Origin of the sequence: Lacisediminihabitans profunda, assembly GCF_008040105.1 — a bacterium.
Classification (GTDB): domain Bacteria; phylum Actinomycetota; class Actinomycetes; order Actinomycetales; family Microbacteriaceae; genus Lacisediminihabitans; species Lacisediminihabitans profunda.
Window position 1 is genome coordinate 95,445 of sequence record NZ_VRMG01000015.1, and the last position, 23,028, is coordinate 118,472.

General features: G+C 68.8%; 23 protein-coding genes and 1 riboswitch. Of the genes, 15 read left to right on the forward strand and 8 right to left on the reverse strand.

Going from position 1 to position 23,028, the window contains the following annotated elements:
• The first annotated feature begins 29 nt into the window (after positions 1-29).
• From FVP33_RS17615 to FVP33_RS17635, 5 genes are all read left to right on the forward strand, one after another.
• The gene (locus FVP33_RS17615; RefSeq protein ID WP_187270790.1) at positions 30-1,037 is read left to right on the forward strand and encodes a YihY/virulence factor BrkB family protein; all 1,008 of its coding nucleotides are present in this window, start codon (positions 30-32) and stop codon (positions 1,035-1,037) included.
• A 10-nt stretch (positions 1,038-1,047) separates the two neighbouring features.
• Positions 1,048-1,896 carry an exodeoxyribonuclease III gene (locus FVP33_RS17620; protein WP_147785005.1) on the forward strand — a complete coding sequence of 283 codons (849 nt, stop codon included), beginning with the start codon at positions 1,048-1,050 and terminating at the stop codon, positions 1,894-1,896.
• A 200-nt stretch (positions 1,897-2,096) separates the two neighbouring features.
• The gene (gene trpS / locus FVP33_RS17625) at positions 2,097-3,104 is read left to right on the forward strand and encodes a tryptophan--tRNA ligase (RefSeq protein WP_147785006.1); all 1,008 of its coding nucleotides are present in this window, start codon (positions 2,097-2,099) and stop codon (positions 3,102-3,104) included.
• Between the two features lie 2 nt (positions 3,105-3,106).
• The gene (locus tag FVP33_RS17630) at positions 3,107-3,667 is read left to right on the forward strand and encodes a GNAT family N-acetyltransferase (protein WP_187270791.1); all 561 of its coding nucleotides are present in this window, start codon (positions 3,107-3,109) and stop codon (positions 3,665-3,667) included.
• On the forward strand, positions 3,664-4,380 hold the full coding sequence (locus tag FVP33_RS17635; RefSeq protein ID WP_147785008.1) for an HAD family hydrolase: 717 nt from the start codon (positions 3,664-3,666) through the stop codon (positions 4,378-4,380). The genes FVP33_RS17630 and FVP33_RS17635 overlap by 4 nt, the downstream gene beginning before the upstream one ends.
• A gap of 412 nt (positions 4,381-4,792) precedes the next feature.
• Here the strand turns inward: FVP33_RS17635 and FVP33_RS17640 are convergent, their stop codons facing one another.
• Together FVP33_RS17640 and FVP33_RS17645 are read right to left on the reverse strand one after the other, a co-directional pair.
• Positions 4,793-5,683: a hypothetical protein gene (locus FVP33_RS17640; protein WP_147785009.1), complete on the reverse strand. Its 891-nt coding sequence runs from the start codon at positions 5,681-5,683 to the stop codon at positions 4,793-4,795.
• A 335-nt stretch (positions 5,684-6,018) separates the two neighbouring features.
• Complete coding sequence (locus FVP33_RS17645; RefSeq protein ID WP_147785010.1) at positions 6,019-7,746, reverse strand: glycerol-3-phosphate dehydrogenase/oxidase; 1,728 nt, start codon at positions 7,744-7,746, stop codon at positions 6,019-6,021.
• Between the two features lie 92 nt (positions 7,747-7,838).
• On the opposite strand from FVP33_RS17645, the gene FVP33_RS17650 reads away from it, so the two are divergent.
• The 8 genes from FVP33_RS17650 to FVP33_RS17680 all read left to right on the forward strand — a co-directional run bounded on the left by FVP33_RS17650 (position 7,839) and on the right by FVP33_RS17680 (position 14,979).
• Complete coding sequence (locus tag FVP33_RS17650; RefSeq protein ID WP_147785011.1) at positions 7,839-8,822, forward strand: sugar-binding transcriptional regulator; 984 nt, start codon at positions 7,839-7,841, stop codon at positions 8,820-8,822.
• A gap of 86 nt (positions 8,823-8,908) precedes the next feature.
• Positions 8,909-9,076, forward strand: a riboswitch (FMN riboswitch).
• Positions 9,077-9,181: 105 nt separating this feature from the next.
• Positions 9,182-10,243, forward strand: a complete 1,062-nt coding sequence (gene ribD / locus FVP33_RS17655; RefSeq protein ID WP_246142405.1) for a bifunctional diaminohydroxyphosphoribosylaminopyrimidine deaminase/5-amino-6-(5-phosphoribosylamino)uracil reductase RibD — start codon at positions 9,182-9,184, stop codon at positions 10,241-10,243.
• A gap of 2 nt (positions 10,244-10,245) precedes the next feature.
• Positions 10,246-10,866, forward strand: coding sequence for a riboflavin synthase (locus FVP33_RS17660; protein ID WP_147785012.1), 621 nt, complete (start codon positions 10,246-10,248; stop codon positions 10,864-10,866).
• A complete protein-coding gene (ribA, locus tag FVP33_RS17665) occupies positions 10,863-12,167 on the forward strand; it encodes a GTP cyclohydrolase II (RefSeq protein WP_147785013.1) in 1,305 nt (434 codons plus the stop codon). Before FVP33_RS17660 ends, ribA begins: the two co-directional genes overlap by 4 nt.
• On the forward strand, positions 12,164-12,634 hold the full coding sequence (gene ribH / locus FVP33_RS17670) for a 6,7-dimethyl-8-ribityllumazine synthase (protein WP_147785014.1): 471 nt from the start codon (positions 12,164-12,166) through the stop codon (positions 12,632-12,634). The genes ribA and ribH overlap by 4 nt, the downstream gene beginning before the upstream one ends.
• Before the next feature lie 20 nt (positions 12,635-12,654).
• Entirely contained in the window at positions 12,655-12,798 is a 144-nt protein-coding gene (locus tag FVP33_RS19610; RefSeq protein ID WP_187270792.1) for a hypothetical protein, read from the forward strand.
• Entirely contained in the window at positions 12,779-13,225 is a 447-nt protein-coding gene (locus FVP33_RS17675; protein ID WP_147785015.1) for a hypothetical protein, read from the forward strand. The genes FVP33_RS19610 and FVP33_RS17675 overlap by 20 nt, the downstream gene beginning before the upstream one ends.
• A gap of 479 nt (positions 13,226-13,704) precedes the next feature.
• Positions 13,705-14,979 (forward strand): MFS transporter, encoded by a 1,275-nt coding sequence (locus FVP33_RS17680; RefSeq protein WP_246142406.1) that lies wholly within the window; start codon positions 13,705-13,707, stop codon positions 14,977-14,979.
• Positions 14,980-15,024: 45 nt separating this feature from the next.
• Here FVP33_RS17680 and FVP33_RS17685 read toward each other — a convergent pair whose 3' ends face one another.
• Genes FVP33_RS17685 through FVP33_RS17695 form a run of 3 tightly spaced genes read right to left on the reverse strand, consistent with a single transcriptional unit; the run spans position 15,025 to position 17,635 of the window.
• On the reverse strand, positions 15,025-15,864 hold the full coding sequence (locus tag FVP33_RS17685; protein WP_147785016.1) for an ABC transporter permease: 840 nt from the start codon (positions 15,862-15,864) through the stop codon (positions 15,025-15,027).
• Positions 15,861-16,712 carry an ABC transporter permease gene (locus FVP33_RS17690; protein WP_147785017.1) on the reverse strand — a complete coding sequence of 284 codons (852 nt, stop codon included), beginning with the start codon at positions 16,710-16,712 and terminating at the stop codon, positions 15,861-15,863. The genes FVP33_RS17685 and FVP33_RS17690 overlap by 4 nt, the downstream gene beginning before the upstream one ends.
• The gene (locus tag FVP33_RS17695) at positions 16,709-17,635 is read right to left on the reverse strand and encodes an ABC transporter ATP-binding protein (protein ID WP_147785018.1); all 927 of its coding nucleotides are present in this window, start codon (positions 17,633-17,635) and stop codon (positions 16,709-16,711) included. Before FVP33_RS17695 ends, FVP33_RS17690 begins: the two co-directional genes overlap by 4 nt.
• 299 nt (positions 17,636-17,934) lie before the next feature.
• On the opposite strand from FVP33_RS17695, the gene FVP33_RS17700 reads away from it, so the two are divergent.
• Positions 17,935-19,776 (forward strand): ABC transporter ATP-binding protein, encoded by a 1,842-nt coding sequence (locus FVP33_RS17700; RefSeq protein ID WP_147785019.1) that lies wholly within the window; start codon positions 17,935-17,937, stop codon positions 19,774-19,776.
• 22 nt (positions 19,777-19,798) lie between these two features.
• Here FVP33_RS17700 and FVP33_RS17705 read toward each other — a convergent pair whose 3' ends face one another.
• Entirely contained in the window at positions 19,799-20,599 is an 801-nt protein-coding gene (locus FVP33_RS17705; RefSeq protein ID WP_147785020.1) for a TrmH family RNA methyltransferase, read from the reverse strand.
• 28 nt (positions 20,600-20,627) lie between these two features.
• Entirely contained in the window at positions 20,628-21,110 is a 483-nt protein-coding gene (locus FVP33_RS17710; RefSeq protein ID WP_147785021.1) for a universal stress protein, read from the reverse strand.
• 103 nt (positions 21,111-21,213) lie between these two features.
• Between FVP33_RS17710 and FVP33_RS17715 the strand changes: the two genes are divergently transcribed.
• Entirely contained in the window at positions 21,214-21,885 is a 672-nt protein-coding gene (locus tag FVP33_RS17715; RefSeq protein ID WP_147785022.1) for a BON domain-containing protein, read from the forward strand.
• 28 nt (positions 21,886-21,913) lie between these two features.
• On the opposite strand, the gene FVP33_RS17720 is transcribed toward FVP33_RS17715, so the two are convergent.
• Positions 21,914-22,900 carry a zinc-dependent alcohol dehydrogenase family protein gene (locus FVP33_RS17720; protein WP_147785023.1) on the reverse strand — a complete coding sequence of 329 codons (987 nt, stop codon included), beginning with the start codon at positions 22,898-22,900 and terminating at the stop codon, positions 21,914-21,916.
• Between the last annotated feature and the right edge of the window lie 128 nt (positions 22,901-23,028).

The window sequence follows — 23,028 nt, forward strand, 5'->3', positions numbered from 1 at the left end:
CTACCGGGCCGCTGGATAGGCTGGAGCGAGTGGAGAGGGGCCCCATGGTGGCGGGAGCGAAGCGTCTGTACGCGCGCATCCAGAGCCTCATTGTTCGGATGCAGCGCCTGCGCGTGGCACGCGTGTTCGTGCGTTATTCGGAGAAGAACGGCCCGATTCTCGCCGCCGGGCTGAGCCTTGCCGCCCTCTACAGCGTGTTCGCCGGGCTGTACGTGGGATTCACCATCTTCGGCCTGTATCTCAAGGCGGACCCTCAGTTGCGGGATGCCGTGGTGAACACCGTCGCCCTGTCGGTACCCGGACTCATCGACACCGGCGACGGCAGCGGTGGGGCGATCAACATCGACGCTCTCTTCACCTCCAGCTCCCTCACCTGGAGCGGAGCCATCGCCCTCGCGGCGCTCCTCTTCACGACTCTCGGCTGGTTCGGCGCCGCCCGGGCCGCCGTGCGCACGGTGTTCGACCTGCCCCCGGACAAGACCTTCTTCCTGCTGCGGAAGCTCAGGGACCTGGGCCTCGTGGTCGGATTCGGCGCCGTCACCGTCCTGTCGGCCGCGATCTCCGTGTTCAGCACGAGTGCGCTCAGCTTTCTTCTCGACCTCATCGGAATCGACGGGCACTCCGGTTTCGCGGACGCCGCGGCCCGCGTGATCGGACTGACCCTGGTTCTGGTGCTCGACACCATCGTGCTCGCCAGTCTGTTCCGGGTACTCTCCGGCCAGCGACTGCCCGGGCGGCGACTTCTTACCGGATCGGTGCTCGGGGCACTGGCCCTCGGCATCCTCAAGGTGCTCGGTGCCACCATCATCGGCGGCGCCGGACGGAACCCGCTGCTCGCCTCCTTCGCCGTGATCGTCGGCCTGCTGATCTGGTTTGGTCTCGTCTGCCAGGTGCTGCTCATCTCGGCCACCTGGATCGCCGTCGACATGGCCGACCACGGCGAAGACGCGTCGAGCTTCGCCAGAGGTGGCGGAGTCCGGGTGCCGCCGCGTCCCCTCCGGGCCCGGCGGGCTCGGGCTGTCGGTCGCGCTCGCTAAACTTTCAGGTATGCCCACTCCCCTGCGAATCGCCACGGTCAATGTCAACGGTGTGCGAGCGGCCTACCGCAAGGGGATGGGCGAGTGGCTCGACGGCCGAGGGATCGACATCCTCGCCCTGCAGGAGGTGCGCGCAGCCACCGAAGACCTCGAGGGTCTCCTCGGGCCGGAGTGGAACATCCTGCACGACGCGGCAACGGCCAAGGGTCGGGCCGGTGTGGCGCTGGCCAGCCGCGGCAAGGCGGAGATCCACCGCGTGGACCTCGGGGACGAGAAGTTCGACAGTGCCGGTCGCTGGCTCGAGGCGGACTACCGCGTCGGAGACGCCGTCGTCACCGTGGTGAGCACCTACGTGCATTCCGGCGACGCCGAAACCCCCGCGAAGATGATCGAGAAGTACAAGTTCCTCGACGCGATGTCCCGTCGACTTCCCGAGCTCTCGGCGCACACGCCATACGCCGTGGTGGTCGGCGACCTCAACGTCGGGCACCGCGAACTGGACATCAAGAACTGGCGGGGCAACCGCAAGAGCGCGGGATTCCTGCTCAAGGAGCGTGCCTACTTCGACAAGTTCTTCGGACCGGCCGGCAAGAACGTGGCCTGCGTCGACGGCAAGACTCGTCGCGGGCTCGGCTGGGTGGATGTCGGCCGCACCTGGGCCGGCGAGGTCGAGGGCCCGTACACCTGGTGGTCCCAGCGCGGGCAGGCCTTCGACACCGACACCGGCTGGCGACTGGACTATCAGATGGCCTCCCCCGCGCTCGCGGCAACCGTCACCGCCTACTCGGTGGACCGGGCGTCGGCGTGGGACACCCGATGGTCGGACCACGCTCCGGTCGTCGTCGACTATCTGGTCTAGTTCCTCGGCTCGTAAACCGGGGGTCTTCTCGGGGGTCGCGGCGAACGGTTGTGCCGGCTCCGCCCATAGAGGCCCGCCACGCCCCCGCCGCCACAACCATTCGCCGCGACTTCGTCGCTCGTCGGATCCTTCGGCCACTACGGCTTCATCGGGAGCAGCGCGTTTCGCGCGTTCCGCCATCAAACTGAAAGACTGGACTCATGAGTTCTAAGCCCCGCCTGTTCTCCGGTATGCAGCCGTCCGCCGAATCGCTTCACATCGGCAACTACATCGGCGCGCTCCTGCAGTGGAAGGAACTCCAGAACACGCACGACGCGATCTTCAGCATCGTCGACCTGCACGCGATCACCGTCGCCCAGGAGCCCGCCGCCCTGCGCGAGAACACCCGGCGCACCGCGGCGCAGTACATCGCCGCGGGAATCGACCCCGAGGTGTCCACCCTCTTCGTGCAATCGCACGTGGCGGCGCATCCGCAGCTCGCCTGGATCCTCAACACGATCACCGGCTTCGGCGAGGCCAGTCGCATGACCCAGTTCAAGGACAAGGCGGCGAAACAGGGGACGGATGCCGCGTCCGTCGGGCTGTTCGCCTACCCCACTCTCATGGCCGCCGACATACTGCTGTACAACGCGGTCGCTGTGCCCGTCGGCGACGACCAGAAGCAGCACGTGGAGCTCACCCGCGACCTCGCCAACCGCTTCAACACGCGCTTCGGCCCGACCTTCGCGATGCCGGAGCCGCTCATCCTCAAGCAGACCGCCCGCATCTACGACCTGCAGAACCCGACATCCAAGATGAGCAAGTCCGCCGAGTCCCCCGCCGGCGTGGTGTGGCTCCTCGACGAGCCGTCGGTCACAGCGAAGAAGATCAAGTCCGCCGTGACGGATGCCGGGCGCGAGGTTGTCTACGACGTCGCCGAGAAGCCGGGCGTCTCGAACCTGCTGACCGTGTTCTCCGTTCTGTCGGGTCGCCCGATCGAGTCGCTCGAGTCGGAGTACGCCGGTCGCGGCTACGGGGACTTCAAGAAGGACCTCGCCGATGTGGTGGTCGAGACCTTCGCGCCGATCCGCACCCGCGCCCTCGAGCTCCTGGCCGATCCGGCCGAGCTCGACCGGGTCCTCGCCGGCAACGCCGACCGGGCCGCGGAGATCGCCGACGCCACCCTCGCGACGGTGTACGACCGCGTCGGGCTGCTGCCGAGGCGGTGACGGTGCTCACCCCGGTCATCCAGTCCGAACGGCTCTTGCTCGACTCCGTGCTGCCGAGCGATGCGGCCGCGGTCTTCGAGTACTGCCAGGACGCCGACCTGCAACGCTTCGTGCCGGTGCCGACTCCGTACCTCCTCAGCGATGCGGACAAGTACGTCACCGACTACGTCGGTGCCGCCGCGGAGTCCGCCACGGACATCCTTTGGGCCATCCGGGTGGATGGCGTCTTCGCAGGCGTCATCGAACTGCGGCTCGAACCGGTGCATTCGGCCACCGTCGGCTTCTGGCTCGGCACGCCGTGGCGCGGGCAGGGCATCATGTCCGAGGCGCTGCAGACCGTGTCGGAGTACGGCTTCGAGCCCGACGGACTCGGACTCGAGCGACTGCACTGGGAGTCCGTGGTGGACAACATCGGGTCGGCAATCGTGGCACGACGTGCCGGATTCCACTTCGAGGGCACCATGCGGGCATCCCTCGTGCACCGCGGGGAACGGCTGGACTCCTGGCAGGCGAGCCTCCTGCGCGGCGACTCGCGGATCCCGGAAGACGGCTGGCCGCTGTGACGCTTCCCCCCGTGGTGCTCTTCGACCTCGACGACACGCTCTTCGCCCACCGGCGAGCGGTCGGGCTCGGGATCAGAGCGCACCGCAGGGCGATGGGCACGCTTCTCGCCGAGGCCGACGACGACGCCGAACTCGCGCGCTGGCACGACCTCGAGGAGCACCACTACGCTCGCTACCTCGCCGGAGAGCTCGACTACCTCGAGCAGCGCAGGCATCGGGCGCGCGACTTCGTCGAGCCGTACGGGCTCGATCTCTCGAGCGACCACGAGGCCGACCAGTGGTTCGACGACTATCTCGTGCACTACCAGCTCGCTTGGACGCTGCACGATGATGCGCTCCAGTGCCTCGACGAACTCGATTCGCGGGGTGTTCGCATCGGCATCATCACCAACGGCGACCTGCACTTCCAGCTGGCGAAACTCGACCGGATGGGGCTCACGCCCCGGCTCGAACACGTGATCGCCTCGGGCGAACTCGGGTTCGCCAAGCCCGACCGGAGGATCTTCGAGCACGCCTGCGACCTGTTCGGGGTCGAGCCGTCCGACGCGGCCTATGTCGGGGACCGGCTGGAAACGGATGCGATCGGCGCGGCCTCCGCCGGCCTCGCCGGGGTGTGGGTCGACCGCCTGGGACTGGCCACGGCAGAGGACCTCCGTGCGGCGGCGGCATCCGGTGTTCGGGTCATCTCGAGCCTCGACGAGTTGCACCGCTGACGCTTCTCGCGTCTTCTCCCCCGTCCTCCTCCTCGCCCTCCCTCCTCCTCCTCGTCCTCCTCCTCCTCCCTCCCTCCCCAGTTTCATAACTCCTGCAATTTGGCGCCCGACGGGTCCCCACGGTTGGATCTCGACGGTCAGTCGCAGATTCTGCAGGAGTTATGCACGGTGCGGGAGGTGCACGCGAGGTCGCGTCCGCGCGGCCGGAGGCATTGCCGGGAGCACTGCCGGGAGCATTGCCGGGATCCGGCACCCGCGGTCAGGGAGGCGGCATCCCGCGCACAACTCCTGCAACGGCGGCCCGAAGCGCCGAAACCGGTCCGAATTGGGGGCCGGTGGCGCAATCTGCCGGAGTTATGCAACGGACGATGTGCCACGATGACACGCGGCCGGGCCCGAGGTGACGCGAAACCTAGAGGAGCACCACCCGGTGGTGGTTCCACGCCGCGAGCAGATTGAGCACGGCGTCCCGCACCTCATGAGGACTGAACATCGTGCGGCGGTAGACCGGACGGAGGCTCATGTAGCCCTGCCGGGCGAGCTCCAGGTCCCTATCCCGGTCCCTGACGTGCAGTTCCCAACCGTCATGAGCAAGCCGGCTGTCGGCTTCGAGGGCGAGAATCCCCTCGACAATCAGATCCACCCGCCCCACTCGGAGTATTTCCACCTGGAGCTCACATCGCAGCCCTGCGCTAAGCATGATCAATCGCAGCACGCTCTCCTGACCGGCCTCGCTTCGTCCATCCAGCTGTGCGCGGAGCGTTTGACAGCGGAGCGGAGCGTTCGCGAATATCTCCGCAAGATCGGTTTCGTCGATCAACCGCTGATTCAGCGCATTGTCCAGCGACGCGATCGCGTACCAGGGATGTTGGCAGCGCAGGGACTGGGCGAGTGCATCCTTGAGGCCAATCGCGACCTCGCTTCCGCCCGCTGGTTCGAGAAGGGGACTCCAATGAAGTTCAGCCCCATCGCGGTTCTGGCGGCTGAGAGTGGCGAATCGGTTTCGCGGCGCTCTCAGTCGCGAGGCATCCCGCCCGAGATGGAGGTGCGCGAAGGTGGTGTCGAACGCGAACACGCCGTAGTGGCTCAAGGCCGATACACAGCCGAGCCGTCCGCCGATTCGGATGGCCTCCTGGATCGGCCGCGCGGTTGCCGGGAGCGAATAGTGATCTCGGCGAATCCGCACCAGCCGCCTCGAGCTCACCGCCACCGTCAGATCGTGCCCGGTCGCTCCCGCGCTCATCAGCTCGTGTCGACTCGCCACCGTGCGACCGAGAAGCTCGAAAACCTGCTGCCACTCCATCTCCGGGATTCTTGTCGGGACGGCACACCGAAAACGCGTAGACGCGAAATCTGTGGAGGGAGCTCGTGCCTGTGCGCCCGGTGCGCGGGTACCAGTCTCCCGTTCACAACTCCTGCAGGGCGGGTGCGCCAGCAGCCACCGCACCCGGAATCACGAGAGCAGAGAGCGGCAGGGTCACGAATTGCAGGAGTTGTGAAACGGGGCGCGGGGATGTCGACGGCATGAAGTCCGTGCCCGTCGGGGCCAGCGGGTTGAGTACTCGACCTCGTGCCCCGTTCACAACTCCTGCAATGCGCGGGACGGAGGCACCCCAGGCCGCCACCGGGCGAGCCGTCCTAGTTGACGAGCGAGGGATTCGGGGCGAGCTCGATCCCGTGAAGCGTAGACAGGGTGCGCCGAACGTGGGCCGCCTCGGCGAGTCGCTCGTCCGCGTCCCAGCCGAGCCGGGCGCCGACGATGGCCGCGAGTTCGTCCACAATCTGCGCCGTGACCGTGCCGAGGAACGCGATGTCGGTGCGTCGCAGCAGCACGTCGTCGAGGTGCACGACGGACTCGTGGTCGACCAGGTAGTCGATCTCGGCGGTCGAGTACAGCGGGGTGCTGTCGAGGGCGCGGTCGTCCGAGCGCGAGATGGCATCGATGACCGCGGCGGCCCGCGTGCCGTAGCGCTCGAGCAGCTGCAGAACGCGCTGGCGCGGGAGGCCCGCGGAGTTGTCTGCGACCCACGCGTCGCGGTCGGCATCCGTGGTCGGGAATCCCTTGCCGCCGCCGATCGCGAGCGAGACCGTCGACGCCGAGCGTCGGTGGCCGAGGATCTCGAGCACCTCGTTGGTCAGGTGTTCGCCGAGGGCGCGGAAGGTCGTCCACTTGCCGCCGACGAGACTCAGCAGCGCGGAGCCGCCGAGCGTCGACTTCTCGATGCGGTAGTCCCTCGAGACGAAGCCGGGGGTCTCGTCGTCGTGGCGAGGAAGCGGACGGATGCCCGCAAAGCTGAAGACGATCTGCGAGCGGTCGACGGCGATGTCCGGGAACACGTGCGAGACGAGCCTGAAGAAGTAGTCGACGTCGTCCTCGGTCGTGAACATAGGGTCGCGGGGGTCCGCATCCGTGTCGGTGGTGCCGACGAGCACCCGGCCCTTGATCGGGTAGATGAGCACGATGCGCCCGTCCTCGTTCTCGAAGAAGAGCTCGCGGCCCTGCGTCGCGTCGAACAGTTGCGGGTTGTCGAGCACAATGTGCGAGCCCTTGGTGCTGCCCATGAACCGGGTCGGTTGCCCGAGGGCCTCGTTGGTGAGGTCGGTCCACGGCCCGGAGGTGTTGACGACGACATCCGCCGACAGCACGAACTCCTCGCCGCTCACCCGATCGCGCACGAGCACCCCGCCGTCGACGGTCCCCACCGCTTCCAGGTAGTTGGCGCTGCGGGCGTTGTCCCCCACCGCGTTGCCGTCGAGCACCACGTCGAGGCCGAGCCGCTCGGGGTTGACCATCGCGGCGTCGTAGTAGGTGGCGGTGTACTTGAGGCTCTTGTTGAGTCCGGGCAGTGCGGCGAGCGACTTCGTCCGGCCGAGGAACTGGTGGCGGGGCACGCTGCCGCCGTCACGAGAGAAGGCGTCGTAGAGCACGAGCCCCACCTTGATCAGGAGCGCGCCGCGCTCCTTGGGCGTGCCCTGTCGGTGAGTGAGGAAGCGCAGCGGGGCGGACGCGATGCCCGAGAACATGGAGAAGATCGGGATGGTGGTGCGCAACGGCTTCACGTAGTGCGCCGCGGTCTTCAGCAGCCGGTTGCGCTCCTGCACGCCCTCACGCACGAGCCGGAACTCGCCGTTCTCGAGGTAGCGAATGCCGCCGTGGATCATGTGCGACGACGCGGCGGACGCCCCGGAGATGTAGTCCCCGCGTTCGATCAGGGTGACATCCACGCCCTGCAGGGCGAGCTCCCTGAACGTGGCGACCCCGTTGATGCCTCCGCCGATCACCAGAACCTGCGACCGGGGATGCGCGGCGAGCGCGGCGACATCGCGTCGGGCCGGGCGGCTGGCGTTGGTGAGGTTGTCACTCATGGCTTCTTCGCTTTCTGCAGTGGGACGCTTCGGTCTTCACCTATCGTGCAGCGGCGTGCAAGACTGTTCAAGCCAAATGAACGGATGTGCAGATGACGCAGGATTCCGGGTCCCTGCCCGCGAGGACCACCGACCGGGTGGCGGACGCCCTCCGCGCCGCCCACCTCTACTACATCCAGGACCTCACGATGGAGGCCATCGCCAGCGAGCTGCGCATCTCGCGCTCGTCGGTGTCGCGGCTGATCAGTTTCGCCCGGGAATCCGGGCTCGTGGAGATCCGCATCCACTCCCCACTCGACCAGGTGTCCCAGCTGCAGAACCAGCTGCACGATCGGTTCGGGCTCACCGCCCACATCGTGCCGACGAGCGACGCGGCGACTGAGGTGGATCGGCTCGAGCGGGTGGCCCTCTCGGCTGCACGAATTCTCACCGACTTCGTCGACTCCACCATGACCCTCGGGGTGGCCTGGGGATCGACGATCGCCTCCGTCAGCCGGCACCTCACACGCAAGCCCGTGAGAAACGTGCAGGTCGTTCAGCTCAACGGCGCGGGCAACGCCCACACCACGGGACTGGTCTACGCGAGCGAGATCATCGGCCGGTTCGGCGCTGCCTTCGGGGCGATGGTGCAGCAGTTTCCCGTGCCGGCCTTCTTCGACGACCCGGCAACCAAGGAGGCGCTCTGGCGCGAGCGCAGCACCGCCCGCGTGCTCGCCGTGCAGAAACGGATGGACATCGCGCTCTTCGGCATCGGCTCGCCGAACGCGGACGTGCCGAGCCATGTCTACGCGGGCGGGTACCTCGATCGGGCGGACTACGACGCGCTCTCCCGCTCCGGGGTCGTCGGCGACATCGCCACCGTGTTCTTCCGCGGCGACGGGAGCTTCGACGACATCCCCCTCAACGCCCGTTCGAGCGGACCGGGACTCGACTCGCTCAGGGCCACGCCGCGGCGAATCGGCGTGGTCTCCGGCCAGGCCAAGCTGCCGGCCATCCGCGGGGCCGTGGCCACCGGCGTGATCACCGACCTGGTGATCGACGAGGTCACCGCGGCCCAGCTCGCCGACATGGCCTGACCGGCCGCCTGGGCCGACACATTCCGTAGCGCGCCCGGCGGGAATACCGTGCGCCCAGAGGCGTTGACTACACTCGTAAGAGTAAGAACGTGCTCCGGGGTCGGTGAAAGTCCGAACCGGCGGTGATAGTCCGCGACCCGCGGTTTCCGGTCTGTGTCAAAACAGGCGGGAGGCAGCGGTTGATTCGGTGAAATTCCGAGACCGACGGTAATGAGATCGCGAGATCTCTCAGTCCGGATGGAAGGAAGCGCGCGCACGGGTTCGAGCCGTCTTTGGGCGGACCGGTGCGGGTCGATGTGTCGACCACAAATCCCGGGGCCCGTCTCGACGCCACACCAGTGGCAGGGACAGAGGACCGGATGACCGAGGCAGCGATCGAGCAGGCCATGCGCCACGCCGTCTCGCTGTCCGCGCACGGACCGGCCTTCGGCGTGAACCCGCGGGTCGGCTGCGCGATCTACGCCGCCGCGGCCGATGGCTCGCTGGGCGAGCTGATCGCCGAGGGGTGGCACCGCGGCGCCGGTACCCCGCACGCGGAGGTCGACGCGCTCTCCAAGCTCTCCCCCGAGCAGTCGCGCGGCGCGACCGCCGTGGTCACCCTCGAGCCCTGCAACCACTTCGGGCACACGGGACCCTGCAGCGAGGCACTCATCGCGGCAGGGATCGGCCGGGTGGTCTACGCCGTGTCCGACCCCGGCCAGCACTCCGGTGGAGGCGCCGAGCGGCTGCGCCAGGCCGGCGTCACGGTGGAGGCCGGCATCCTCGTCGACGAGGTCGAGGAGGCGATGCGCGTCTGGCTCACCGCCGAGCGCCTGCGCCGTCCATTCGTCACGCTGAAGTGGGCCTCCAGTCTCGATGGCCGATCCGCCGCCGACGACGGCACCAGCCAGTGGATCACCGGCACCGCGGCCCGCCAGCGGGTACACGAGCAGCGCGAGCGCTCGGATGCGATCCTGGTTGGCACCGGCACGGTTCTCGCCGACGACCCGTCGCTCACCGCCCGCGGCGATGCCGGAGAGCTCATGCCCCACCAGCCCATCCCGGTCGTGGTGGGGCAGACGGCGATTCCCGCCGGCGCCAGGGTGCTCCACCATCCGCAACCCGCGATCGTGACCGCCAGCCGCGACCTGCCCGGCATCCTCGGCGACCTCTTCGACCGCGGCATCCGCCATGCCTTCGTCGAGGGCGGCCCCACCCTCGCGAGTGCATTCATCGCGTCCGGTCTCGTTGACGAGTACCTCGTCTACCTCGCCCCCGTGCTGCTCGGCGGGGACGGGCTCGCGACCGGCGACATCGGTGTGCACAGGATCGGCGAGGCCCGACGCCTCCGCATCGACTCGGTCGAGCGGCTCGGCGACGACCTGCTCGTCGTCGCCCGCCCCGTGAGCGCAGCACATCCCCCCACCGGAAAGAAGAAGTGACCATGTTCACTGGAATCATCGAAGAGCTCGGCGAGGTCGTCGACTGGACCCGAACCGGGGATGCGGCGCGCCTCACCGTGCGCGGGCCGCTCGCGGTATCCGACGCGGCCCACGGTGACTCCATCTCGGTGAGCGGCGTCTGCCTCACCGTGGTCGACAAGGGCGACGACTGGTTCACCGCCGACGTGATGTCGGAGACGATTGCCATGAGCACCCTCGCGACCGTGGCCCCCGGCGCCCGCGTCAACCTCGAGCGCGCGGCCCGACTGGGCGACCGGCTCGGCGGCCACATCGTGCAGGGGCACATCGACGGCACCAGCGAGCTGCTCAGCATCACCGAGGGCAGCGCCTGGCGGGTGCTGCGCTTCAGCCTTCACCCCGAGCTGGCCGCTCTCGTCGCACGCAAGGGCTCGATCGCCGTGGACGGCGTCTCGCTCACGGTGAGCGACGTCGGTGACGCCTGGTTCGAGGTCTCACTGATCCCGGAGACTCTCACGGCGACGACCCTCGGACTCACGTCCGTCGGCGACTCCGTCAACATCGAAACCGACATCCTCGCGCGCCAGGTCGAGCGAATGCTCGACGTCACCAACAGCGTCACCAACAGAAGGAGCGGGTCATGAGCCTCGCCACAATCCCCCAGGCCCTCGACGCGCTGCGCGCCGGCCGCCCGGTCATCGTCGTGGACAACGAGAGCCGCGAGAACGAGGGAGACGTCGTGATCGCGGCGGAGCTCGCCAGCCAGGAGTGGATCGCCTGGATGGTACGCGTCTCGTCCGGCTTCATCTGCGCCCCGATGACCAACGAGATCGCCGACCGCCTCGAGCTGCCGATGATGGTGGTGAACAACGAGGACCCGCGCGGCACCAACTACACGGTGTCGGTGGATGCCGCGGACCGCCTGAGCACCGGGATCAGCGCCGCCGACCGCGCCCACACCCTGCGCGTTCTCGCCAGCCTCGACTCCACCCCGGCGAGCCTGCACCGGCCCGGCCACATCCTCCCGCTGCGCGCGGTCGACGGGGGCGTGCGCGAGCGCGACGGCCACACCGAGGCCTCCGTTGACCTCCTCAAACTCGCGGGGCTGATGCCCGTGGCGGCGATCTCCGAGATCGTGGCCGACGACGGCGAGATGATGCGCCTGCCGGGGCTCATCCAGCTCGGCGAGCGCGAGGGGGTTCTGGTCGTCACCATCGAGGCGCTCATCGCCCACCTCCAGGAGACCCACTGCGACACGAAGGTGCCGACGGCGGTGCCCATCCCCGAGACGTCCCGGGTGATCTTCGAGGTGGAGACCACCGTCCCGACGACGCACGGCGAGTTCCGCTTCCGCGCGTATCGCGACCGCATGACCGGGGCCGACCACCTCGCGATCATCTCCGGGAACCCGACGAACGGGGCGCTACTCCGGGTGCACTCCGAGTGCCTCACCGGCGAGGTGTTCGGTTCGCTCAAGTGCGAGTGCGGGCCCCAGCTCGACTCGGCGCTCGAGCAGATCCAGTCGGAGGGCGGAGTGGTCATCTACATGCGGGGGCACGAGGGCCGCGGCATCGGGCTCATCAACAAGCTCAAGGCCTACCGCCTGCAGGAGGAGGGCCTCGACACCCTCGACGCCAACATCGCCCTCGGCTTCCCGGCGGACGGCCGGGACTACAGCGCCGCGGTCGCCATTCTCGAGGACCTCGGCGTCTCCGAGGTACGCGCGATCACCAACAACCCAGAGAAGCTGCGCCAGTTGCGCGAGCGCGGCATCACCGTGACCGAGCAGGTGCCGCTGGTCGTCGGCGTCGGCAGCTTCAACGAGAGCTATCTCGAGGCCAAGCGCGACCGCATGGGCCACATCCTCCCCAACAACACCGAACTCGAGGGCGCGGCGCGAGCCCACAAGCGTCTGCTCGAAACCCCGAAAGGACACATCGCATGAGCGGCGACGGAGCACCAGAGATCAGCACTGACGGCACCGGGCTCAAGGTCACCATCGTGGCCGGCCGGTGGCACGAGGTGATCACCGACGGCCTGCTCGCGGGAGCCAGACGGGTGCTCGCGGCCTCCGGGGCCGAGGTGACCGAGGTACGGGTGCCCGGCAGCTTCGAGCTGCCGGTGGTGAGCAAGGCGGCACTCGACAACGGAGCGGATGCCGTGGTCGCGCTCGGCGTGATCATCCGGGGCGGAACACCGCACTTCGAGTACGTGTCCGACGCCGCCACGAGCGGCCTCACCCAGGTGACCGTGCTCACCGGCAAGCCCGTCGGCTTCGGCGTGCTCACCCTCGACGACGAGCAGCAGGGTCTCGACCGGGCCGGCCTCGAGGGGTCGAAGGAAGACAAGGGGGCCGAGGCCGCGGAGGCCGCCCTCGCGACGGCCGCCCTCATCCGCGACCTGAGAGGCTGATCGCTCGGTAGAGTGGTTTCGTGATCAATCAATTCAAGCTCGCGATCGCCGTGGCCCTCGTGATCGCGATCGCCGCAGCGGTGGGCTTCGTGTACTTCGTCTTCGTGAACCCCAGCGCTATCGAGAGCATCGGGCGCGCGACCTTTGTCGGCACGATCCTTTAAGCTCGGCGACCCGCCCCGCACAATCGTCTGGATCTCCGCCGTCATCGCGGTGGGGCTCGCGGTGTTCTTTGCCGTGCAGCTCTTCTCCCGGCCGGTCTCCCTCGCGCCGATCGAGAGGATCGAGTTCAGCCAGTACCAGGCGGTGCCGAACTTCTCCGACACCGTTCACGTCGTCTCCGACAAGAAACGGATCGACGAGTTCCGCGCGCTCGTGCGGCACTACTCGATCGATGTGCGCAACTTCGACGAGTCGCTCAACGACGATTGCACCGGCGGTCTGGCCACCAGCATCACCCTGCACTTCACCGATTCCACCTCGAAGAAGCTGCAGATCTACGACTGCGGCAAGCCGGTGGCCGGCGGCACCTTCGTGTCGGATGCCACGGCCCTCTTTGTGGCCTGGCGCGCCGCCGACAACGCGCCCTGAGCTCCCGCGCGGTCAGGCGCGTTGGGCACGGCGGGGTACCCGTTAGTGTGCGGCGGCGACCTCCCGTTTCCGGCGGCGGGGAAACAGCCTCGTGGCGGGGGACACGCCTCCCTCCGCGACGCGGTTTTCCCGCCGCGATGGGCGGCATCCCCCGCCGCGACGCGATTCCTCCCGCCGGACGCGAAGCGACCGAGACCGGATGCCGGGTCCGCGGCCGATCAACTCCCGCCGCGAGACATCTACTCCCGCCGCCACAGTCGCATGCTCCCTGAACGAGCGGCGGGCCAGACCCGCCACCGCGGCTGCGGCGCGAAAACGGCGTCCCCCTAAACGGGAGCTTCCGCCCGGTGCCGCGCACCGATACTCTGGCGGCACCCGCTTTACCCGATGGGGCTTCGGCGGGCGGTCTTCGGGGGCTTCTGCGCGACCAGCCACGACTCCGTCCGCGCGCATCGCCAACAGAGCCTAGGAGCAGTTGCGTGACCGCACCGACCACCCTTCCCGCCGCCTTCACGCCCTTCGCCGAGCCGGAGCGGCTGGTGCCCGGCCGCTGGATCGCCCTCTTCGCCACGGCCTGGCTCGGCATCTGGATGGCGCAGCTCACCCCCATCCAGCTTCTGCTTCCCCAGCAGATCAGCGACCTTCTCGGCAAGACCGGCTGGATGCAGAGCGTGCTGGCCTTCGGCATCATCTCGGGCATCGCCGGGGCGTGCGCCCTCATCACCTACCCGCTCACCGGTGCCCTCTCCGACCGAACGACATCCCAGCTGGGGCGTCGGAGGCCGTGGATCATCGCCGGCACCGTCGTGTTCGCGGTCTCGCTTCTGATCCTCGGACTGCAGTCGACCCTCATCGGCGTCGGCGTCTTCTGGTCGCTGTCCCTCGTCGGCTTCTGCATGGTGACGGCCGCGATCACCGCGACCATCTCCGACCAGGTGCCGGTCAACCAGCGCGGGTTCGTCTCCGGCTGGGTCTCCGCGCCCCAGGCCATCGGCACGGTGCTCGGCCTCGCCCTCGTGCTGGCGCTGAGCCTCAGCCTGCTGGTCGGCTACGCGGTCGTCGCCGCGGTGCTGATCCTGCTCGTCATCCCCTTCGTGCTGTTCGTGCCGGACGAGGTGCTGCCGCGGATTCTCCGCGCCCCGTTCACGATGGCGAGCCTGGTGAAGGGCTTCTGGATCAGCCCCGTGCGATTCCCCGACTTCGGCTGGACGCTGCTCAGCCGCATCCTGGTGAACCTCGGCAATGCACTCGGCACCACCCTCTTGCTCTACTTCCTCATGTTCGGGCTCGGCCGCCGCGACACCGCGCAGGTCGACCTGCTCGTCCTCACCCTGATCTACCTGGTGTTCTTCACCGCCTCGGCGCTCGGGTTCGGCAAGCTCAGCGACCGGATCGGCCAGCGCAAGATCTTCGTCTACATCGCCGCCTACCTCCAGGCCTTCGCCGCGATGCTGCTCGCCCTGGTGCCTGCGCTGCCGGTGGCGATGGTGGCCGCCGGCCTCCTGGGCCTCGGCTACGGATGCTTCATGGCGGTCGACCAGGCTCTCGCCACGCAGGTGCTGCCGGACTCGCACACCCGGGGGAAGGACCTCGGCATCATGAACATCGCGACGGCGGTGCCGCAGGCCGTCGCCCCGCTTCTCGGGGCGTTCATCGTCGCGTCGCTCGGCGGGTTTCAGGCGCTCTTCATCTCGGCGGCCATCACGGCCACCGTCGGCGGGCTCGCGATCCTGCCGATCAGGAGCGTGCGCTAACCGGTCGCGTCGCCCACCACGTGAGACGGTGTCTGCGGCGGCCGTTCAGTCGAGGAACAGCGCGCGCAACCGCCGGGTGGTGAAGACCAGCCCGATGGCGATCATCACGACGTAATACAGCACGTGCCAAAGCATGGCCACGCTGAGGGCGCCGGTGGTGAGACCGCGCACGAGCTCCACTCCGTGCCAGAGCGGCAGCGCCTGGATCACCCACTGGATCGCCGTCGGGTAGACGCTCAGCGGGTAGAAGGTCGCCGAGAAGAGGAACATCGGCAGCATGACGAAGGTGATCCAGTCCATCTGCTGGAAGGTCTTCAGGTAGCTGGTGATCGCCATGCCCAGGCTCGCGAACCCGAACGCGATGAGGAGAACGGCCGGCAGGGCGAGGAACGCCGTCCAGGCGAGGTTGAGCCCGAGCACCTGCATCACGATCATGAAGCCACCGGCGTAGAGGGCGCCACGCAGCAGAGCGAGCAGGATCTCGCCGAGCGCGACGTCCAACGGGCCGAGCGAGGTGGTGAGCATCCCCTCGTAGAGCTTGGCGTACTGCATCTTGAAGAAGACGTTCCAGGTGGAGTCGTAGATCGCGCCGTTCATCGCGGAGACGGCGAGCAGGGCCGGGGCGATGAACGCCGCGTACGGCACCTGCTGGCCGGTGCTCGTGGCGACGTTCCCCACGAGGGCGCCGAGCCCCAGTCCCATCGAGAGCAGGTAGAACACCGGCTCGAAGAACCCGCTGAGCACGATGAGGTAGTTGGTGCTCCTGGTGGCGAGCAGCCCGCGGGCCACCACCGAGCGCGCGTTGCCCGCGTAGAGCGCGCCGATGCCGCCGGAGCGCGGCTTGGCGAGCGGACGGGTCGGGGCGAGGGCGCGCGTGGAGGTCACTTGTTGAGCCTCCTCGTGACGACCCGCTGGGTCGTGGTCCAGCCCCAGACGCAGAGGGCGGCCGGGTAAAGCACGTGCAGCGCGCTGAGCCAGGCCGGCTCGACGGCCCCGTAGCTCAGCACGCGGCCGAGTTGCGTCCCGTGCCAGAGCGGGGAGATCCAGCCGATCCACTGCAGGAAGATCGGCATCTGGCTGAGCGGGAAGAAGGTGCCGGAGAAGAGGAACATCGGCGTTATGCCGAAGCGCATGATCATGGCCATCTGGCCCTTGTCGTCTACGATCCGCGACGTATACGCGGCGATCACGAGGCCGACGGACAGCCCGGTGAAGGTCGCCACCAGGATGGTGAGGGCGCCCCACGGGGACGGCACGGCGCCGAAGAGCAGCATCACGAGGAAATAGATCACGCAGGTGGGGATGATGCGAACCAGCACCGAGATGAACACCCCGTTCACGATCTGGTTGCCCGTGATCGGGGCCGCGTTCATGCCGAAGAAGATGGGGTTCCACTTGAACCCCATCATGATCGGATAGGTGCACTCCTCTGCCGCGACAGTCACGGCCGCGGTCGCGAGCAGGGCCGGCGCGACGAACGCCAGATAGCTCACGCCGTTGAAGCCGTTCGGCCCGAGGTTCTTGTCGATCAGGCTGGCGAGGCCGACGCCCAGGGCGAAGAGGTAGACCAGCGGATTGCCGACGCTCGTCACGAGCAGCGTCTTGAGGTACGAACGCATTCCCCGGATGCGGTGCTCGGCAACATACCAGGAGCCGTACCGGCGCGGCTTGACTCCCCCGGCGAGCGCGCGACCGGCCGCCTCCGCCGCGAAGGGCTCGGTGACCGCGGTCATTCGATCAGGCTCCGTCCGGTGAGGCGGAGGAACACATCCTCGAGGCTCGAGCGGCGCACGAGACTCGTGATCGGCTCGAGCCCCATCTCAGCGATGAGCGCGAGTTCCGCGTCGCCGTCCTCGCTGTAGATGAGGATGCGGTCGGGCAGCACCTCGAGCCGTTCGCCGACCCCGGCGAGACGGCGGGCCACGTCGGCGTTGCGGTCGGAGCCGAAGCGCACCTCCACGACCTCCCGGGTGGAGTACTGCTTGATCAGGTCGGCCGGGGCCCCCTCCGCCATGATCCGGCCCTTGTCCACCACCACGAGCCGGTCGCAGAGTTGCTCGGCCTCGTCCATGTAGTGCGTGGTGAGCACGAGGGTGGTGCCCTGCTCCTTGAGCCGGAACAGCCGATCCCAGAGAATGTGCCGCGCCTGCGGGTCGAGTCCCGTCGTGGGTTCGTCGAGCAGCAGGATGCGCGGATCGTTCATCAGCGAGCGCGCGATGGTGAGGCGTCGCTTCATGCCGCCGGAGAGGTCGTCGACCTTCGCCTTCGCACGGTCCGTCAGCTGCGCGAACTCGAGCAGCTCATCCGCCTTCCTGCCGCACTGCGCGTGGCTCAGGCCGAAGTAGCGGCCGTAGACGATGAGGTTGTCACGCACCCTCAGCTCCATGTCGAGGTTGTCCTGCTGCGGCACGACGCCGAGCTGCGAGCGCACCTCTGGGCCGTGTTCGTTCGGGTCGAGCCCGAGGATCGACAGGTCGCCGCTCGTGCGCGTGGACACCGCGCCCACCATGCGCATCGTCGTCGACTTGCCGGCGCCGTTCGGTCCGAGCAGTCCGAACGATTCGCCGGGCGCGACCTCGAAGGAGATGCCGTCGACGGCGGCAAATTCCTTGTACTTCTTCGTGAGCGACTTCGCTGTGATCACTGGAGGAGACATCGTTCTCCACCCTAGCCACTGCCGCCGTCACCGCCACCCGTGGCCCGGCCCCTGCTGGACCCTCCCTACGGTTGACGGGCGTCAGACCTCCTCCGCCCCCTCGGCTCGGAAGCCGGGGACGAGAATCCGCTCAAGGCGCTTCATGCCGTGAGCGAAATGCGCATCGAACTGGATCGTCACGAAGCTACGCTCGTGCTCAGGGCCCGCTCTCTCGGCATGGGCTGGCAGGGCGTCGCCAGGGCGAATTTACACCGCTCGGAGTACCGATCCGGCTGCGCGCCACGAAAGACTAAGGAATCATGAGCTCAACGACGCAGACCCGACGATCCCCCTTCGGCCGAGGGAAGAAGGACGACGGTCCGCGCGCCCGCTTCAGCGAGCTGCTCCCCTACCTGCTCGAGCACAAGCGCATCCTCGGCGTCGTGATCGGCCTGAGCCTGCTGAGCGCGGCGGCCTCGCTCGCCCAGCCGCTGCTCGTGAGCCAGGTGATCTCGGTCGTGCAGAAGGGGCAGAATCTCGGCACCCTGGTCTGGCTTCTGGTGGGCCTCGTCGTGCTCTCCGGCCTCCTCAGCGGCTTCCAGCACTACCTCCTCCAGCGCACGGGCACCAGCGTCGTGCTCTCCGCTCGGCGCCAGCTCGTGCGTCGAATGCTCCGCCTCCCGATCAGCGAATTCGATACCCGCCGCACGGGAGACCTCGTCTCCCGCGTCGGCTCGGACACGACCCTCCTGTACGCCGTGATCACCCAGGGTCTCGTGGATGCCGTCGGCGGCGCGCTCGTCTTCGTGGGAGCCCTCATCGCGATGCTCGTCATCGACCCGGTGCTGCTCGGCCTCACCGTGCTCGTGATCGCCGCCTCCGTGATCACCGTCGTCTCCCTCAGCGGCCGGGTGCGCGTCGCGAGCCGCAAGCAGCAGGAGAAGGTCGGCGACCTCGCCGCCTCCGTGGAGCGCGCCATCAGCGCGGTGCGCACCGTTCGCGCCTCCAACGCCACCGAGCGGGAGATCGCGGCGATCGAGAAGGACGCGGAGGGCGCCTGGCGCATGGGCATCAGCGTCGCGAAGATCTCGGCGCTCGTCGTGCCCATCGCGGGGATCGCGCTGCAGGTGTCGTTCCTCGTCGTGCTCGGCGTCGGCGGGTTCCGGGTGGCGAGCGGCGCGATCACCATCTCGAGCCTCGTGGCGTTCATCCTGTTCCTGTTCATGATGATCATGCCGCTCGGCCAGGCCTTCGGGGCGATCAACTCGGTCAACCAGGCCCTCGGGGCCCTCGGCCGCATCCAGGAGATCATCTCCCTGCCGAGCGAGGACCAGTTCGACGCGGCGATCGAGCCGGCCGCCCCACTTGAGACGGATGCCGCGATCAGCTTCGACGGCGTGCACTTCACCTATCCGGAGGCGGCGAGGCCGGCCCGGACCGACGGGGCCGACGACCCTGACGAGCCCCCGGCCCGCAAGGATCTCACCGTGCTCCACAGCATCAGCTTCGAGGCGCCGCGCGGCAAGCGCACCGCCCTCGTCGGCCCGAGCGGCGCGGGCAAGAGCACGATCCTGGCCCTGATCGAGCGCTTCTACGACCCGGCGGCCGGCGTGGTGCGCATCGGCGGCCTCGACGTGCGCGGCCTCGACCGCGAGGCCCTCCGCGCGCAGATCGGCTACGTGGAGCAGGACGCCCCGGTGCTCGCGGGCTCGCTGCGTGACAACCTCACCCTCGGTGCGCCGGATGCCACGGACGCGGAGTGCATCCGGGTCTTGCACGACGTGAACCTCACCGAGGTGCTGGAGCGCAACGAACTCGGCCTAGACGCCCCCGTCGGCGAAGACGGCATCATGCTCTCCGGCGGCGAACGCCAGCGCCTCGCCATCGCGCGCACCCTGCTCGCCGCTCCTCCCATCCTGCTGCTCGACGAGTCCACCTCGAGCCTCGACGGGCTCAACGAGCAGCTGCTGCGGGAAGCCATCGACGCCGTCGCCGAACACCGCACGCTCATCGTGATCGCGCACCGGCTCTCCACCGTGGTGGACTCCGATCAGATCGTCGTGCTCGACCACGGCCGCGTGGTGGGAGTCGGCACGCACTCCGAGCTGGTCAAGTCGACTCCCCTCTACAAGGACCTGGCCAAGCACCAGCTGCTCGTCTAGCCATCGGGGCCGGGCCACCGGCTCAGTCGGCGAGCGCCCACATCGCCACGGCACTCGCGGCGGCGACATTGAGCGAGTCGATGCCGTGCGCCATCGGGATCGTCACGATCGTGTCCGCGGCCGCGAGCGCCTCGGCGGTGAGCCCGTCGCCCTCCGCGCCGAGCACGAAGGCGACCCGCTCGGGCGCGGTGGCGGCGAAGTCGCGCAGGCCGACTGCGCCCGGCCCCAGGGCCAGCGCGGCGATGTGGAAACCGGATGCCGAGAGCAGTTCTCGCGTCGACGCCCAGTCTCCGACGCGCGTCCACGGCACCTGCAGCACGGTGCCCATGCTCACTCGGATCGCGCGGCGGTAGAACGGGTCAGAGCAGCGCGGCGTCACGAACACGGCGTCGGCGCCGATCGCGCCGACCGACCGGAAGATCGCCCCGACGTTGGTGGGGTCCGCCACGTTCTCCAGAATCACCACTCGGTTGGCCGTCGCGAGCAGGGACTCCGGGGCGGGCAGCGCCGGCCGGTGCATCGCGGCGATGAGGCCGCGATGCAGGAGGTAGCCGGTGAGCTCCTCGAGCAACGCCGACGGGCCGGAGAAGACGGGCACGTCGCGGTCGCCGAGCAGGTCGAGCGCCTCGTCCACCGAACCGCCGAGGGCGAGAACGGACCGCGGCCGATGCCCGGCAGCGAGGGCCCGTTCGAGCACGAGCGCCGACTCGGCGATGTAGAGCCCGTGCTCCGTGCCGCGCGCCTTCTTGAGGGCGACATCGGTCTGATGCGAGTAGTCGCCGAGGCGGGCATCGGCCAGGTCGGTGATCTCGATGACGGGAATCTTGGGGCCTCCAGGGAAGGCTCCAATTCTAGGCGACGGCCCCCGCCACGGCCGCCGGAGCGACCTCCCGGTCGCCGTTGTGCACGACCAGCACCGGACAGTGGGAGTATTCCGCGCACCGGGAACTCACCGAACCCAGCAACAGCCCGACGAAGCCGCCGTGGCCTCGGCTGCCCACGATCAGCATCTCGGCGCCCTTGCTCGCGTCGATGAGCACCTGCGCCGTCGCCCCCTCGCACACGACGGGGACGAACCAGTCGGGCGGAGTCCCCCCGAACACCTGCTGGGCCGCCTCGTCCAGCACCGAACGGGCGTCGGACTCCGGGGACCACTCCGAGGTGACGTAGCCGCCGAATTCGAGCGGGTACTGCCAGACCGTGATGGCCTCGAGCCGCACGCCGAGCGCCTCGGCCATCCTCGCCCCGCGCCGGAGTGCGTCGATCGACGAATCGGAGCCGTCGACCCCGACGACGATTCGCGCGGAGTCCTGATCCTTGTGTGTCGTGTCCATGGTTCATGGTCTGCCCCCTCCCCCGCCACCGACGGGCCGAAAGTCCCTCCGCCGGGGACCTTCGGCCCTGACGGTCCGCAGCCCTCGGGCCGAGGCTGGGCAGATGACTACTTCCGCGAATGGACACAGCGACGCCGAGGTCCAGGCCGCCGTTGTCGACGAACTCAGCTGGACCCCCGACGTCGAACCGGCCGGCATCGGCGTCTCGGTGCACGACGGGATCGTCACCCTCTCCGGCGAGGTCGACCCGAGCGAGCGAGCTGCCGCCACGCGGGCGGCACTGCGAGTGCGGGGGGTGTCGACCGTCGTCGACCAGTTGGAGGTCCGCGCGCCGACCGCGGGTGCGATCACCGACGCGGAGGTGGGGACGGCGGTGAACAATGCACTGCTCTACACCGCGGACGTTCCCCACGCGACGGTGCAGGCCGAGGTGCGCAACCACGTGGTGACCCTGCGCGGCACCGTCAACTGGAATTACGAACGCGACGCCGCCTACCGTGCCGTGGAGCGGATCGCGGGGGTGTACTTCGTCGACAACCGCATCGCCCTGACGCCCCGGCCGACCGCGCACGACACCGAAGAGAAGATCCGCCGCGCACTCATCCGCAACGCCATCGTGGACGCCGACAGCATCACCGTGCAGGTTCGGGGCAGCGAGGTCACCCTCACCGGCACAGTCCGGTCGTGGGCGGAGAAGCGGCAGGCGGGATTCACCGCATGGGCCTCGCCCACCGTCTCGAGCGTGCACAACCAGATCTCGGTTCGACCGTTCTAGCCGGCCTCGGGGTGACTGCCGGCCGCCGTCAGAGTTCCAGCACGAGGGAACCGGAGGCGGATCCGCTTCGCAGGTCGTCGAGCGCCTCCGCCGCCCGCTCGAACGGGTACAGGGTGGTCCGGGGTCGCAGCCGCAGCGTGTGAGCGAGCCGGAGGAAGGCCGCCCCGTCGCCGCGGGTATTGGCCGTCACGCTGCGCAGGTCCCGCTCGTGGAAGAGAGTGCTCTCATATTCCAGCGTCGGAATATTGGTGAGGTGGATGCCGGCGACCACCACCGTCCCCCCGGCGGCCGTCGCCCTCAGCGCGAGCGGCACCAGTTCGCCGGCCGGGGCGAACACGATCGCGGCATCGAGCGGATGCGGAGGCACGGCCTCCGCGTCGCCGACGAACGCGACGCCCAGGCTGCTCGCGAGTTCACGGTTCGCCGCGCCGCGGGTCATCGCGTACACCTCCGCGCCGGCCGCCATCGCGAGCTGCGCGGTGATGTGGGCGCTGGACCCGAAGCCGTAGATGCCGAGCCTGCCGCCCGGCGGCACCTGGGCCCTGGCGAGGGCGCGGAAGCCGATGATCCCGGCGCAGAGCAGCGGCGCGGTCGCGATCGGGTCGCTGTCGCCGGGAAGAAGGTAGGCGAAGGCCTCGGGCACGGTGGCGAACTCGGCGAAGCCGCCATCCGCATCCCAGCCCGTGTAGGTCGAACGCGGGCACAGGTTCTCGCGGCCCGTTCGGCACCACTCGCACGCCCCGCAGGTGCCACGGAGCCAGGCGATGCCCACGAGGTCTCCGAGCCGGAGTTCGATCACGCCGTCTCCGAGCCCCGCGACCGTGCCCACCACCTGGTGGCCGGGGACGACGCCGACCCGGTGCACCGGCAGGTCGCCGTCCACGACGTGCAGGTCGGTGCGGCATACCCCGCACGCCGTCACCCGCACCAGCACCTCGCCCGGCGCGGGGAGTGGCGGCTCGCGCTCCGCCAGTCGGATCGATCGCGTGGTCGAGTCGCTGGTCCAGGCCTTCATGCTCTCCGTCCCTTCGCCGCCGCCTCGGGCGCTCTGGCCAGTCAACCCGGGGAGTGCCCCGAATCGACGGTCGAAAGTCCCGCATCCCGGTGTCGCGTGACGAAAGGCCCTACCGGGCGCTCGGTCCG